Annotated in this window: 5 protein-coding genes and 5 pseudogenes; 8 read left to right on the top strand and 2 right to left on the bottom strand. The window is 71.0% G+C overall.

What is annotated here, in order from left to right; all coding sequences use genetic code 11:
* Window positions 1-4 precede the first annotated feature (4 nt).
* Both recO and QEG98_RS16265 read left to right on the top strand, forming a co-directional pair.
* Window positions 5-738 (top strand): annotated as a pseudogene (gene recO / locus QEG98_RS16260) (DNA repair protein RecO).
* Window positions 735-1,756, top strand: a pseudogene (locus QEG98_RS16265) (carbohydrate kinase family protein). Before recO ends, QEG98_RS16265 begins: the two co-directional pseudogenes overlap by 4 nt.
* Window positions 1,757-1,881: 125 nt before the next feature.
* On the opposite strand, the gene QEG98_RS16270 reads toward QEG98_RS16265, so the two are convergent.
* Entirely contained in the window at window positions 1,882-2,370 is a 489-nt protein-coding gene (locus QEG98_RS16270) for a GyrI-like domain-containing protein (protein ID WP_316567311.1), read from the bottom strand.
* 54 nt (window positions 2,371-2,424) lie between these two features.
* Here QEG98_RS16270 and QEG98_RS16275 point away from each other — a divergent pair, with 54 nt between their 5' ends.
* The 5 genes and pseudogenes from QEG98_RS16275 to QEG98_RS16310 all read left to right on the top strand — a co-directional run bounded on the left by QEG98_RS16275 (window position 2,425) and on the right by QEG98_RS16310 (window position 12,146).
* Window positions 2,425-3,228 (top strand): MerR family transcriptional regulator, encoded by an 804-nt coding sequence (locus QEG98_RS16275; protein ID WP_316567312.1) that lies wholly within the window; start codon window positions 2,425-2,427, stop codon window positions 3,226-3,228.
* Between the two features lie 16 nt (window positions 3,229-3,244).
* Window positions 3,245-5,099, top strand: a pseudogene (locus QEG98_RS16280) (OPT family oligopeptide transporter).
* 15 nt (window positions 5,100-5,114) lie between these two features.
* Window positions 5,115-8,936, top strand: a pseudogene (locus QEG98_RS41930) (protein kinase domain-containing protein).
* A 161-nt stretch (window positions 8,937-9,097) separates the two neighbouring features.
* Entirely contained in the window at window positions 9,098-10,642 is a 1,545-nt protein-coding gene (locus tag QEG98_RS16305; protein WP_316567316.1) for a hypothetical protein, read from the top strand.
* Between the two features lie 382 nt (window positions 10,643-11,024).
* Window positions 11,025-12,146 (top strand): protein kinase domain-containing protein, encoded by a 1,122-nt coding sequence (locus QEG98_RS16310; RefSeq protein WP_410478025.1) that lies wholly within the window; start codon window positions 11,025-11,027, stop codon window positions 12,144-12,146.
* On the opposite strand, the pseudogene QEG98_RS16315 reads toward QEG98_RS16310, so the two are convergent.
* Window positions 12,029-13,445, bottom strand: a pseudogene (locus tag QEG98_RS16315) (sigma 54-interacting transcriptional regulator). The gene QEG98_RS16310 and the pseudogene QEG98_RS16315 sit on opposite strands and share 118 nt — an antisense overlap.
* Window positions 13,446-13,850: 405 nt before the next feature.
* Here QEG98_RS16315 and QEG98_RS16320 point away from each other — a divergent pair.
* Window positions 13,851-14,219, top strand: coding sequence for an MmcQ/YjbR family DNA-binding protein (locus QEG98_RS16320; RefSeq protein ID WP_090494989.1), 369 nt, complete (start codon window positions 13,851-13,853; stop codon window positions 14,217-14,219).
* The last annotated feature ends 66 nt before the right edge of the window (window positions 14,220-14,285 follow it).

The raw sequence follows: 14,285 nt of genomic DNA on the forward strand, positions 1-14,285 counted from the left end.
CTCCATGGAGCGATACGACGACGACGCGCTCGTGCTGTCCTCGGTGGACTATGGCGAGTCCGACCGGCTCGTCACCTTGCTGACGCGCGAGCATGGGAAGCTGACGGCCTTCGCCGCGGGCGCACGCAAGAGCAAGCGGCGCTTCGCCGGCGCGCTGGAGCCGTTCATGCGGCTTCGCGTGCACATCGTGGAGACGCGCGGCAGCACGGTGCGGCTGGACGGCACGGACATCGTCGCGGGCTTCTATGCGGCGCGCGAGGACCTGTCCCTGATTGCCCGGGCCTTGTACGCGGTGGAGCTGTGCCGCGAGCTGACGCGGGACCATGAGCCGCAGCCGGAGCTGTTCGCCCTGCTGGAGTCGTACCTGACGCGACTGGACGCGAAGGAGGCCGGGCCCACATCGCTCTTGGCTTTCGAGCTGTCCGCGCTGGCGCACGCGGGGTTGATGCCTCGGTTTGATTCGTGCTCGCTGTGTGGCGGCGCTCCGGGCGAGCGGCCTCGTTTCGACCAGGCCCATGGCGGCGCGGTGTGTGAGCCGTGTGGAGCCCGGGCTCGCGAGTCCGTGGCGGTGCCGGTGGCGCTGCTGTCAGGCCTGCGCGCGCTCCAGGAAGGGCGCGCACGCCGCTGCCGCCGGATCTGCGCGCGCGTGCTCGCGGCCTGCTCAACGTCTTCATTGCCCACCACCTGGGTCGTCGCCTCAAGAGCGTGGACTTCATGGCCCAGGTGGGCCTGGATTGACGAAGTTCGGAAGCGAGGGGCTCATGCCGCCGCTGGATGTCGTGTGCTTTGGCGAGACGTTGGTGGACTTCCTCCCGGCGGCTTCAGGGCACCGCGTGCGCGACGTCCCCGCGTGGCATCCGTGCCCCGGTGGCTCGCCGGCGAATGTCGCGGTGGGGCTGGCCCGGTTGGGGCTGCGTCCGGCCATGCTGGGCGTGGTGGGCGCGGATGAGTTCGGGCACTTCCTTCGCGAGCGATTGGCGGCGGAAGGCGTGGACGTGAGTCACCTGCGCCAGACGGCGGAGGCTCGCACCGGGCTGGTGTTCATCTCCCTGGATGGGAAGGGCGAGCGCAGCTTCACCTTCTTCCGGACACGCTCCGCGGAGTTCCTGCTGGGACAGGAGGATGTCGACGCGGCGTTCCTGTTGGGGGCGAAGGCGGTGCACTGTGGCTCCAACTCGCTCCAGTGGCCGGAGGCGCAGGAGGCCGCGGTGCGGATGCTGGGGCTGGCGCGAGACGCGGGGCTCATCGTGAGCTGTGACCCCAACTTGCGGCTGCACGCGTGGGAGGACACGTCTCTCCTGAAGGGCCTGCTGGCGCGGATGCTGCCGCTGTGCACCGTGGTGAAGCTCTCCGAGGAGGAGATTGGCTTCGTCACGGGGACGGAGGTGCCCCACGAAGCGCTGACGCGACTGGCCGCGATGGGCGTGCCGCTGCCCGTGGTGACGCTGGGCGAGCGTGGCGCGCTGCTGCTGTGGAAGGGGAGCGCATCCACGTCGCGGCGCCGCAGACACGCGTCGTCGACACCACCGGCGCTGGCGATGGTTTCGTCGCGGGCCTGCTGCAGGGGCTGGTGCGCTGGTACGGCGGCGCTGAGGCGCTGCGCGATGCAACCGGCGAGGAGTTGGTGGCGCTGGCCACGTTCGCGTGTGAGGTCGGGGCCCGTGTCGTGGAGAAGCTCGGCGCGGTGGAAGGGCTTCCCCGGGCGGAAGCCCTGGCTCAGGTCATGCCGTCGCGTCCGGACAGGTCTCGCGCATAGCGCTGTGACGGTGGTGTCGTCGCGTCCGACGAACAAGCGTCTGTTGTCGTGCGCATGGTTTGACGCGGGCGCTTGCTCGGTGTCCGCGTCCGCGCTCCTCGTTGACGGTGCCTGGGAGATGTCGCTCAGGGCGCCAGGGGTGTGAGCAGTTCGTAATCGAAGCGCTCGTACGGCGGGGTCACGGGCTGTCGACGCTGGTCGTATCGCTCCAGCACGTAGGCGGCAGGGTCTGAGCGCCTGCCTTCCGATTGAAGCCAATTCGCCAGCCGGCCGTAGGCCGCGTTGATGGCGTCCGCCGTGCCCTGCACCGGCGTCATGGCGTAGTCGCGCGCGGGAATCGTCAGGGCCTTCAGGCCTTCTGGGACCGCGTCGAGTCCTCGGACCTCGGTGGTGACCCAGTACTGGTAGACGGGGTCATCGCCCGGTTGCTCGTGGTCGCTGCCCGGCACGCAGCCATGGAACACGTCGCGGTCCACCACTCCGGACAGTCCATCCAGGCGAGAGAGGAGGTCCAGCCACGCCAGCGGGACGCGGTGGCTCAGCTCGCTGCGCCGGCCGACCACCTTGAGGCCCACCAGCTTGATTTCACCTCGGGAGACGATGGAAACGTTCATGGTTTCCGAACCCTCCACTTTGAAGCAGGTTCAACCTCAAGGGAAAGCCGCCGGATGCTGACGATTTCCCAGTTCGCGGACCGATGTGGCCTGGCACCGAGCGCGCTGCGTTTCTATGAGCGCAAGGGCCTGCTGCTGCCCTCCGCACGGCGCGCGAATGGCTACCGCGCCTATTCTCCCGGACAGGTCGGTGAAGCACGCTTCATCAGTAGCCTGCGCGCCGCGGGCATCTCCCTCTCCGCCATCCGTGAGTTCCTCCGAAAGGACGCACGCGCGCGAGAGACGATGCTCATGTCGTGGCGGCAGGACCTGTCCGCGCGGCTGCTCTCGCTCCAACTGGCCGACCAGTACCTCCGGGGGCTCGGCGCGTCGCCGGGGCCGCGGGTCCATCTGGAGCACTGGGGCGAGCCGTCCGTGCTCGTGTGGTTCCCCGTCACTGCGCCGCCCGGGCCCCTGGCGTTCCGTGCCGCGGTGCCGGAGTGGAAGAAGGAACTCGAGCGCCGCGGCATCCCCGTGCTGACGAGTGGGTACGTTCGCACGCTCGACGTGGTGGACGGGCAGCTCCTGGGCGAGGTGGGCTTTCGCATCAAACCCCGCAGGCGGCTGCCTCCCGGGAGCCGGCGGCAGGAGATGGCGCCGACCCTGTTCGCGACGCTGGAGTGCGCCGTCCGTGATGACCAGGCCGCGCATCGCGTGTTCCGCTTCCTGGCCGAATTGGGATTCCGTCCCGATGGGCTCCACCTGGAGCGCTACCTGCCCGGTGTCGCTGACCGGTACCTCCTGATGCTGGGCGTACAGCGCCTGCGTCCCGTGGTGGCGAATGGGGAAGGGGGCTCGTCCCCGATGGCCCCGGAATGAAAAGATGGAACGGCCCATGTCTCAGCCCGTTCCCCAAGCTGCCTCCGAGGAAGTGACACCGGCGCAGGCACCGCTGACGCTGCTGCGAATCCCAGGGGATTCCCCCGAGGCACTGGACACCTTCTGGCTGCGCGAGGTCTTCCAGGGGGACCGGGTGCCGCAGCTCACCCTGCGGGCGGTGCTGCTCGGAAGTGGCATTGGTGCCGTCACCTGCGCGACCAACCTCTATGCGGGCCTGAAGATGGCCGTGGCCTTTCCCGTGGCCATCACCGCCGCGTTGCTCGCGCACACGGCACACGGAGCGATGCGGCGCGTGGCGCCGGGCGTCGCGGGTGCTCCGCTTTCGCCGCTGGAGACGTGCTCCGCGCAGGCCGTGGCGTCGTCCGCGGGCTATGCGACGGGCGGCGCCCTGGTGTCCGTTCAGGGCGCGTGGTTGCTCACGACGGGCAGTCATCCCCCGGGTGGGCGCTGCTCGCGTGGACCTTCCTCCTGTCCGCGCTGGGCGTGCTCTTCGCGGTGCCTCTCAAGCGCAAGCTGGTGGACCATGAGCAGCTTCCGTTCGCCACGGGCACGGCCGCGGCGGCGACCATCCGTGCGCTTCACACCACGGGCGCGTCGTCCCGTCCGCGGCTGTCGATGCTGGGCCTGGGGGGAGGTATCGCCGCGCTCGTCACCCTGGTGCGGGATGGGCTGGGCCGCCTTCCCTACGTGTTTCCTTTCCCCGGAGCGCTGAGCGGGATGTCGCTGGAGCGCCTGGGCTTCGGCTTCGAGACGAGTCTGCTTCCGCTGGGCGCGGGCGCGCTGCTGGGACTGCGGCTCACGGCGTCCTGGTTCCTGGGCGCGCTGCTCATCCACGGCGTCGTGGCACCGCGCGTGTTCGCTTCGGGGCTGCTGCTTCCAGATGGAGACTTCCTCGCCTGGAGTCTCTGGCCCGGGACGGCGGCGCTCACCACCGCGTCGTTGTTGCACTTCGCGCTGGAGGGCCGCGTCCTGGGGCGCGCATTGAAGGGACTCTTCAAACGTCCCTCCGTGGCGCCCCATCCGGTGGACGCGCTTCAGGTGCCGGGACGCTGGCTGCTGGCGGGCCTGGTCGTGTTGACGCCCGCCACGCTCGCCGTGGCCAAGGTGGGCTTTGGCGTTCCGCTGCCACACGCCGCGCTCGCGGTGGCGTTGTCATTCGTGCTGTGTCTCATCGCCTGCCGCGTCACGGGGAGACGGATGTCACGCCCGTGGGCCCGCTGGGGCAGGTGACGCAGATGACCTATGGCGTGCTGCTGCCGCGCAACGTGGAGGCGAACCTCGCCACCGCGGGCATCACCGTCAACGCGGCGTCGTCCGCGGCGGACCTCCTCAGTGACGTGAAGACGGGACACCTGCTGGGGGCCCATCCCCGCCGCGTGTTCCTGGCGCAGCTCGTGGGTTGCGCGGTGGGAGCCGCCGCGGTGGTGCCGCTGTTCTTCCTGTTGGTGCCGGACCGTTCGGCGCTGGGGGGCGAGCGCTTCCCCGCGCCCGCCGCCACGGTCACCGCCAGCATCGCCCAGGTGCTGGCTTCGGGCCTCTCGGGGTTGGAGCCGGGCACGCGCGCGGCGCTCGGTTGGGCCGCGCTCGCCGCCGCTGTCCTCACGCTGACGGAGCGACTGCTTCCCGAACGGGTGCGACACTGGGTGCCGTCTCCCCTGGGCATGGGCCTGGCGTGTCTGTTGCCGGCGTCCACCGCGCTGGGGTTCTTCCTGGGCGGGGTGGCGGCGGCCTTGGCCCGCAGGGCGAATCCAGGGGCGCAGGAGGGGCGGGTGGTGACGCTGGCCGCCGGCCTCATCGCGGGCGAAGGGTTGATGGGGGTTGTCATCGTCCTGAGCCAGGCGCTCTGGTAACGTTCGATTCACCCCATGCGCTGTCCGGTCTGCCACCGCCGTCTCGCCACCGGCGCGGTGTGTCCTGTGCATGGCCAGCGCGCTTCGTCGCCTGGCCCTGACGCCGAGCCCTTTCCGCTCCCGGACGTGCCAGGTTTGAGCCCCGCGGCGTTGCTGGGCTCGGGCGGCTTCTCACACGTCTTCACCGCCTACCGCGAGGAGGATGGCCGTGAGGTCGCGCTCAAGGTGGGACGGCCGCCTCACCGCGATCGCTTCGCCCGGGAGGCCGCCGCGCTCCGCCGCATCGGCGCGCCGACGACGCCCACGCTCCACCACTCGGGGGTTGTCCGAGGGCGGCCGTTCCTCGTCATGGAGCGGCTGCATGGCCAGACGCTCGCCGCGTGGATGGCTGCGTTGCCGGGCTCGGGCGCGGCGTCCGTGCCCCGTGTGCGCGAATTGCTCAGGGGCCTCTGCGCCGCCTTGGAGCGCGTCCATGCCGTGGGCGTGGCCCACCGCGACCTCAAGCCGGAGAACATCTTCCTGCGTGAGGGTGGGGCGCTCAGCCTGTTGGACCTCGGGCTCGCGCGGTTCCTGGACGCACCTGACGACGGAGAGCGCCCGGAGTCCGAGGTGTTGACGCTCGTGGGGCAGCGGCTGGGCACGCCGTATTACATGGCACCTGAGCAGTGTCTGGACGCGCGCGAGGCCGGCGCCGCCGCGGATGTCTACGCGCTGGGCGTCCTCCTGTACGAGTTGCTCACTGGCGCGCCGCCTTTCATCGGCGGCGCCGAGGAGATTCGCCACGGGCACGTCAGCCTTCGCCCCGCCCGGGTGTCGGAGCGCGCGCCCGTGCCGACGGCGCTCGACGCGGTGCTGTCGCGGTGTCTGGCGAAGGCGCCCTCCGAACGTTTCTCGCGGGCTTCGGATGTGCTCGCCGCTTTCGATGCCGCGTGTACCCAGTCCCTGTCCATGACTCCGCCGGAGGGCGCGCCCGCCGCGGTGCCCACGTCGTCCGGGCCGGGGGCCGGCGAGCGGTGGGGCGCGCTGCTGGGCGTCCGCGCGGACATCCCGGTCGATGTGCTTCGGCTGACCTTCGAGCCTCAGGGCGGCACGCTCGCGCGCGCCAGCGCACGGGGCTATCTGGTCGTGTTCTCCGAGTCCCTGTCTGCCGAGGCCAACCTTCGCGCAGGCGCACTGGTGGCGCGCAAGCTGATGGAGGAGGGCAAGGCCGCCACCGTCCTGCACCTGTCGCGGCTGCACGTTCTTCCGGGCGCCACGACCACGCGGATCGCGGGGCCTGCCTTGGAGTCCGCAGGAGACTGGTGGCCGGAAGACCTCGCCCTGGGAGAAGCGCGCGTCACTGCCTCCGCCGCGGCCGGTTGGGGCCGGGCGCCACGGAGCACTCGCCTGATGGCGCGCGCCTGCGATTGCACGATGGGGGCGCGGCCACGTCCTCCGCGGATGCACCGCCCCTGTCGGGCCGCGATGCCGTCCTGGCGGCGCTGGAGGCCGAGGCATCACGCTGCATCGAGGAGGGCGTCCCAGGGCTGTGCGTCCTCACGGGTGACGTGGGGCACGGCACGTCCCGCGTCCTGGAGGCGCTGTCCACCCGGCTGGAGGCCGCGGGGCGGTGCCTCGTGGTGCGGCTCCGCGCGCCTCCTCCGGACGCCGCGTCCTCGGAGTCGCTGCTGGACGCGCTGCGGGCCACCGCCGAGCCGGCCCGTGTTGTCCAGGCACCCACGCTTCCACTCGCGGATGAGCGACACGCAGCCGCGCGCTGCCTCGCCGAGGGACTCCAGCGGCAGGCGCAGGCGGCCCCTCGCGTGTTGCTCATCGACGACGCGCACCGGCGGACCCCACCAGCCTGGATGCACTGGAGGTCGCCACCTTGGCGGGGGTGCGTGCACCGCTCTGGGTCTGCGTCGCCGCGAGGCCCGCGTTGCTCGGGTTGAGACCGCACCTGGGCGAGCGCAGCGCCCGCGTCGCGCGAATCGCACTGCCGCCGCTGACGCCCGAGGCGAGCCGTTCCCTGCTGCTGCATCTGCTGCGCCCCGCCGAGCACGTCCCCGAGCCGGTGCTGGCGCGGTTGGAACAACTGGCGCAGGGTGTCCCCTTGTCGTTGGTGGAGCTCGCGGGCGCGCTGCGGGCCGCGGGGGCCTTGCGGGCGTCTCCAGGAGGCGGGTGGTACATCGCGCCGGACGCGTTGCTGGACGTCTCCGTGACGCCACTCTTCGAGCGACTCGCCGCGCGGGCGTTGGCCGGGCTCCCCGCGGCACACCGAATCCTGGCCCGGCTTTGCGCGGTGCTGGGCACGGAAGTGGAGGTGTCCCGCGTGGATGCCGCCCTGCGACAGCTGGAGCCGAGCGAGGAGATGGCGCGCGTGACGTCGCTCGACGCGGGGGCCGGACTCCGGCGGCTGGCGCGCTCGGGGCTGTTGCGGCCCACGGCTCCGGGCCACTTCGCCTTCCGTCACCCCCTGCTGCGCGAGGCGCTGGAGGCGTTGCTGCCGGCTTCCTCACGTCGCGTCCTCCACGCCGCGGCGCTGCGTGCCACGCCCCGGGACGGGATGGCCGAGCGCCGTCGCTGGGCCCACCACGCCGCGGCCTGTGGTGCTCATGCGGAGGCCCTCACCGCGTTCCTCTCGCTCGCGGAGTCCGCGCGCCGTGCGCACCTGTCCGTCGAGGCGGAGCAGCACTACACGCGCGCGCTCGCGTTGCTGCCGGAGGGAGATGTGGAGCGCCGGGCCCTGGCGTTGTCGGGGCGTGGGCGCGTCCGTCACCGGCTTCAGCGCTTCCGGGAGGGGTTGGCGGACCTGGGCGCCGCGCGGGCACTGGCCGTGGCCCGCGGTGACGAGGCCCAGCAGGTGGAGTTGCTGCTGGAGGAAGCCACCGCCCGCGACTGGATGGAGGACGTGGAGGGTTCGTCGGCCTGTACACGTGAGGCGCTGGAACGCATCGAGCGGTTGGATGAGCCTCGCCTGTCCCTGCGCTGCTCGCTGGCCCGGGGCCGGCTCCACGTCCGGCTGGGGAGTGGGGCGCCGCCGTGCGCGTTCTGACCGGCGTGGTGGAAGGCGCGGAGCGGGCGAAAGACCACGAGACGCTCGTGGTGTCGCTGGCGCTGCTGGGCTCGGCGCTCACGTTCCTGGACCGGACCGACGAAGCCGCGACCCGCTTCGACATGGCGCTGCTGCGCTGCGAGCAGGCCGGGGACGCACTGCACCGGGCCGCTACGCTCATCAACCGGGTGTTGCTGTGGTTGCGCCTGGGGAATGTGGCTCGGATGGAAGAGGACCTGCGCCGCGCGATGGCGCTGGGACGGGAGCTGGGCCATGCGCAAGTGGAGCGCTGGTCCACCTTCAACCTCGCCGAGGTGCTCTACATGCAAGGCCGTCTGGAGGAGGCGCTGCCGCTGGCCCGGCGTGTTCACGAGCTGGGCGTGCGTTTCTTCCGTGAGCACCCCGTCCCGGTGGATGCGTTGCTGCTCGCGCGCTTGGCCGCCGCGCTGGGCGACCTGGAGGAGGCGACGCGGCAGCTCCGGTGGATTGACGCCCACTGTCCGCCTGAATCGCTGCCGCCCACGGCCGTCATGCGGAGGCTGGTGGAGCTTCAGGTCCAGGACGCACGGGGCGGCGGCTCGGCGCGGGAGGCGTGGCTGGCCCTGGCGGACGACGCGGACACCCTGGCTTCAGCGGATGAGAAGGCGGAGATTCTCCTCCAGGCCGCCCGGGGCGCGCTCCAGGCGGGACGTGCCGACGAGGCGCGCACCTGGGTGGTCCGGGCCGAGCGCGCGGTGGAGGAGGGCGCTCCCCTGTGGCGAGCCCGCCTGGAGTCCCTGCGGGTTGCCCTTTTCGACGTGTAGCGAGAAATGTCACTGTCCGGCGGCAGTGTGACGTGAAGCGCTACGCGAATGCTGCGTGGAGATCTGCTCTCATGGCACCGCATACAACCTCCCAGGCTGGCTCGGCACATGCTTGCTGGGAGGCAGCTCTCCTTCCTTCCGTCGTTCTTGGAGGACGTCTCATGGCCCTTGGTTCGCCTCGCCTGTTGGCGGTTTCCTCGCTCGTGTTTTTCGCCCTGTCGGGCTGCGGAACCGGGCCTCATGAAGAGGAGACGCCCACGGTAGGGGCGCAGGCGTCGGAGATTCGCATCGCCAACTCGCTCACGACGCAGGCGCTGGTGCTCAACGCCATCTCCACCAACGCCGACTCCAACCAGTTGCTGGGGACCTCGGCGCTCGTGCAGCTGTTCCACCCCACGCTGGGCGACGCGAACACGCGCCGACGGCTGCATGACCCCAATGCGCAGCGGTTCATGGAGTACCTGGTGGGCTGCGCGCTGACGGTCGAACAGGAGGTTGCCTATTACGACCCGCGGGAGCCCAGCCCCGGCGTCCGGAAATGGCTTGGACAGGCGGGGCTCTGCCCGGATTGGGCTGATTCCCCGCCGAGCCGGAGCTGCCTGGAGCGCGTCTCCGCCTGTGTGCTGGCGCGCAACAACGCGGAGGGTCGGCGCGTGGAGCTGTCCATGCGCGGCGAGCACCAGTTCTACGCGTCGGGACCCAACATCTACACGCTGGATGCGAAGACGCGCCCGGCCGCGCACGTCCCCATCACGGGCAATGCGCTGGCCAGCTTCGGGGACTGTGTCCTGGGCGAATCAGGCGAGCAGCGTGACTGCGGTTGGACGCCGGATGGCATTGGCCGCTGCACGCCTTCCACGGCCGTCGTGGTGGGGGCGGGTGGTCCGCTGTCCTGTGCGGGGCTGTCTCCCATCGTGGGCTCCAGTGTGAATGGGCCCACGGTCCTGCGGGTGTGCGAGGGCATCGCGGGGTGTGACCATCTCGACGCGCGCAACCTGGGCGAGGCGACAGGCAGCTGCGTGGGGGCGCCCGCCGTGCCGGTGGTCTCCTTCACCTGCCCGGCCGGGGGCTACTACAGCGTGATGACCGCGCCGGCTTCGAGCACGACCGTGGAATGGCTGGCGAACGTCGAGGCGTATCCGGACTCCGCGTCCACCTATGGCCTGTCCGAGCAGCAGGTCTATTCCGTGCGCGAGGGCGCATTCTACGGAAACATCTTCCTGCCGAACGAGCTGGGGGCGGAGGTGGACGTCGTGGAAATGGGGGATGGGGACAAGAAGCGGTACGTGGTGGTGGGCGCCGACGTCATCGTGCGCGGCTCCATCTACCGGAAGATGTTCTCCTGCTACGACCCGGCCTGGTCGAGCGGGGCGGCGTACGCGGCGAACCGCGTCTGCGCGCTGCCCTCGTCGGGCTCCAACTGTGCCGCGCGCGTGACGGGGCCCTGCTTCACGTCCCTCAGTCCGCCCGTGGCCGGTAAGTGCGAGATCCTGGATGGGCCCCTCACGCCGAGGGATGGCGACTACGAGGCGTGCCACGACGATGACAACGTGCTGTGGAAGCAGTCGGTGACCACCTACCTCCATGCCCCGTGTGACACGGTGGCGAAGGAGATGCGCACCCAGTCCTGCGGGCGTACCTCGGGGACGGTCAAGCCGCTGCCTACGGGGGAGGAGCTGCCCCTTCCCTTCCCTCGGAAGAAGTAGGCCCTCTGCCGCATGGCATCGGGTGACGAAGAGGCCCTCTATGGCGAGGAGCTGGGCGTCGGCGCCCTGGTATCGGACTGGTTGGTGGAGCAGGTCCATTACCGGGGGCCTGTCTCCACGCTCTACCGTGCCCGACATGTCCGCACGGGGGCGCTCGCGGCGCTGAAGGTCCTGCTCCCGCAGCCCTCGGACGTCGCCCTGCGGCGCATCCGCCGGGAGGCGGAGACGCTCCGGCGGTTGAGCCATCCGCACATCGTCGACGTGCTTTGCTACGGCACGCTCGCGGACGGGCGGCCCTTCATCGCGATGGAGTGGTTGGAGGAGGGACCTCGCGGCGGAGCTGGCTTCGCGCGGGCCGCTGTCGCCGGGAGAGGCGCTGGAGGTGCTGGAGCAGGTGGGCGGCGCGCTGCGCACCGCGCACCAGGCCGGTGTCGTGCACCGGGACTTGAAGGCGCAGAACGTGGTGCGCTTGAGCACGGGCGGTGGCGCGCCGCGCGTGAAGCTGGTGGACTTCGGCGTGGCGAAGGGGCTGACGCCGGATGCGCCGGGCGCGTCCACGCTCACGCTGACGGGCGTCTCCCTGGGTACGCCGCTGTCCATGGCGCCCGAGCAGATTCGCGGCGAGCCGCCCGACGCCCGCACGGACCTGTACGCGATGGGCGTGCTGCTCTTCCAACTCATCACCGGGCAGCCGCCCTTCCAGGGCGCCACCCGGCACGAGGTGGAGGACCTGCACCTGAATGCGCCGCCTCCTCGGCCCAGTGAGCGCGCCCCGGTGCCTGCCGCACTGGATGCCGTGGTGCTGCGCAGCATGGGGAAGCGGCGCGAGGACCGATACCCGGACATCGATGCGTGGCTCGACGCGCTCCGGCGCGCGGTGAAGGGCAGCCCCACGGAGGACCAGCCCACGCTCGCCGTGGCGCTGTACGCGGAAGCCCGGCTCCACGGCGCGGTGGAACCTTCGTCCTTGGAGCGGCTGGATGCGTTGCTGGAGCGCGTGGGGGGACCGCGCGCGCCGCGGGGCTGGACGTGCGGCTGGAGGGGAGCGGTTGCCTGCTGGCCTTCGCGCCGCTGCCGCCGGAAGCAGGGGCGGAGCAGGCCGCGCGAGCGCGAGTGCTGCACGCCGCGCTGGCCCTGGTGGAGTTCGTGGCGGCGAGCGAGGCGCCGCGCCCGGTGGACCTGGCCATCACCGTTCACGTCGCGGAGCTGCCTCGCGAGGACAGCGGCGGCGGGTTGTTGCACCTGCCGGGCTGGGTCGCGGAGCCACCAGGAACGGACCTGGTGGCGACCGCGCGTGCGCTCGAGGGCCTGGAAACGGCCTTCCTGGCGACACCCGTGTCCGCCGCGGGACTGGGGTGCTGGCGCGTCAGCCGCCCGCGGTGAGGCTCACGGCTTGATGCCGTGGCGTCGCAGCAGGCGGTACAGGTGGACGCGGTCCATGCCCGCGGTGACGGCAGCCTGGGCCACCTTGCCCTGGTGCTTCTCCAGCAGCGCGCGCAGGTAGCGGCGCTCGAAGTCATCCACGACGTGACGGCGCTGGTCGGCGTACGGCTGCGAGGGGTCCACCTCGGGTGGGCCGGAGCGGTGGGCCTCTTCCTCGGAGAGCTCGACTGCTTCCTCGAAGACGAGGCAGCGCTCCAGGTAGTTGCGCAGCTCGCGCACGTTGCCGGGCCACGCCGCGTGCCGCAACCTGGCCAGGAAGTCCGGCGTGCGCAGCGCGCCCGTGCGCTCGCGGTCCGCGCCGAGCAGGTCGAGGATGCCTTCCACCAACATGGGCAGGTCCTCCGGACGCTGACGCAGTGGTGGAAGCAGCAGGCGCAGCACCGCGAGCCGGAAGAAGAGGTCGGAGCGGAACCGGCCCGCGTTGACCTCCGCGCGGAGGTCCCGGTGCGTGGCGGCGAGGAGGCGCACGTTCACCGGCTGATACGTGTTGCTGCCCACGCGGCGGATCTCGCGGTTCTCCAGCACGCGCAGCAGCTTGGGCTGCAGCTCCGCGGGCAGCTCGCCAATCTCGTCCAGGAAGACGGTGCCGCCGTCGGCTTCCTCGAAGACGCCCGCGCGCCGCTGGACGGCGCCGGTGAACGCGCCCTTCTCGTGGCCGAACAGCTCGCTCTCCAACAGGTGCGCGGGGATGGCGCCGCAGTCCACGATGAGGAAGGGCGCGTCGCGCCGGGGCTGGCCTGGTGGATGGCCAGCGCGGCCGGCTCTTGCCGGTGCCCGTCTCGCCTTCGAGCAGCACGGTCACATCGCGGCCCGCCGCGCGCTCCATCATCGCGAAGCAGCCCCGCATGGCCACGGAGGCGCCCACCAGCGTGCCGAAGCGCGAGTTCTCCGACAGCGGCAGGCGGTTGTTCTCCGCGCTGAAGTCGAAGCGCAGCACCACGCGGCCCAGGCGCAGCAGGCTGCCACTGCGCAGCACGCCCTCCACCACCTGCACCCCGTCGACGATGACGCCGTTGAGGCTGTCCAGGTCCTTCACCTGGGGGCCCCGAGGTCCGATGCGCACCTCGCAGTGGAACCGGGACACCGTGGAGTCCTCCACGGCGAAGTCGTTCAGCGGGTGCGAGCCCACCGAGCAGGTGTCACCCGTGGACTCCCACGTCGCCCCCATGTTCGGACCTTCCGCCACCGTGAGCCGGAACCGGCGCACCGTGGAGGCGTCGTAGCCCCGGCGTGCGTGCTCGTAGGGCAGCGTGACGTGCAGCGGCGTGTCACCCTTTCCTTCGACTTCCGTCCTCCATTGCGATTCGCCCTTCACGTCCGGCGAGGAGGGTGCGGCATGAGCCCGGTCCAGTGCAGACATGGAAGTCAAGATATCACGGGAGCCGACATCCGAACGGTTCTCTCCCGGGCTCATTCCGATTGGGGGTGGTTGTTGGCCGCCCGCTCTGGGAGCGAGGCAGGTCCCGCGCGGAGGCGCGGCGGCTCCGGGATTTCCGCTAGTCGCGGCTGTCTGGGCCTTCTCGGCTGAGAGGTGCTGTGTCACAGCGGACTCGGTGTGTCGCGGACCCCACGTGTCGGCGCGGACGAACGTGCTGATGAAATCACAGACATGACACTGCGGGTCATCACATCGCCACATCCGCCCGGGGATGAAATCATGTCTGACATTCCACGGGAAGGAGTCTCAACAGGGCGCGCGACCTGCCGTGTTTGCCTGGGCCTCTGGTAGGGATGCGCCATGGCGACACGGGGCAGGCGCCGTGCGATGCGCGGTGGGGGTACGCAGGGGCTGACGTTCGACGCGGTGCGCGCGCTGGCGCTGTCCCTGCCGGGGATGGAGGAGGGCACGTCCTTCGGGACGCCCTCGTTCCGCGTGCGCAAGAAGTTCATCGCCCGCTTCCATGAGGACGGCGAGTCGCTGGTGGTGAAGGTGGAGCCCGGCGTGCGGGACGTCCTCATGCAGGCCGAGCCAGACAGTTGCTACATCACCGACCATTACGCGGGGTACCCCGAGTACCTGCTCGTGCGCGTTGCCGCGGCGCGTCCGGCGCTGGTCCGCCAGCTGTTGGAGGATGCGTGGCGGAGGACTGCCTCCCAGCGGCAGCTGGCGGAGCGGGCGCGGGACGCGGACTGACGCCCGCGTTTTCGCGGCAGGCGTTGGCAGGCCCGGCATTCAATGCGAGGCTATGGGAGAAGAGGG

Origin of the sequence: Myxococcus sp. MxC21-1, from assembly GCF_032612255.1 — a bacterium.
Lineage (GTDB): Bacteria > Myxococcota > Myxococcia > Myxococcales > Myxococcaceae > Myxococcus > Myxococcus virescens.

Coding starts and splice junctions, on each gene's coding strand:
- QEG98_RS16320 (WP_090494989.1), top strand. CDS start 13,851: ATGCGCGGTGGGGGTACGCAGGGGCTGACGTTCGACGCGGTGCGCGCG.
- QEG98_RS16270 (WP_316567311.1), bottom strand. CDS start 2,370: ATGAACGTTTCCATCGTCTCCCGAGGTGAAATCAAGCTGGTGGGCCTC.
- QEG98_RS16275 (WP_316567312.1), top strand. CDS start 2,425: ATGCTGACGATTTCCCAGTTCGCGGACCGATGTGGCCTGGCACCGAGC.
- QEG98_RS16305 (WP_316567316.1), top strand. CDS start 9,098: ATGGCCCTTGGTTCGCCTCGCCTGTTGGCGGTTTCCTCGCTCGTGTTT.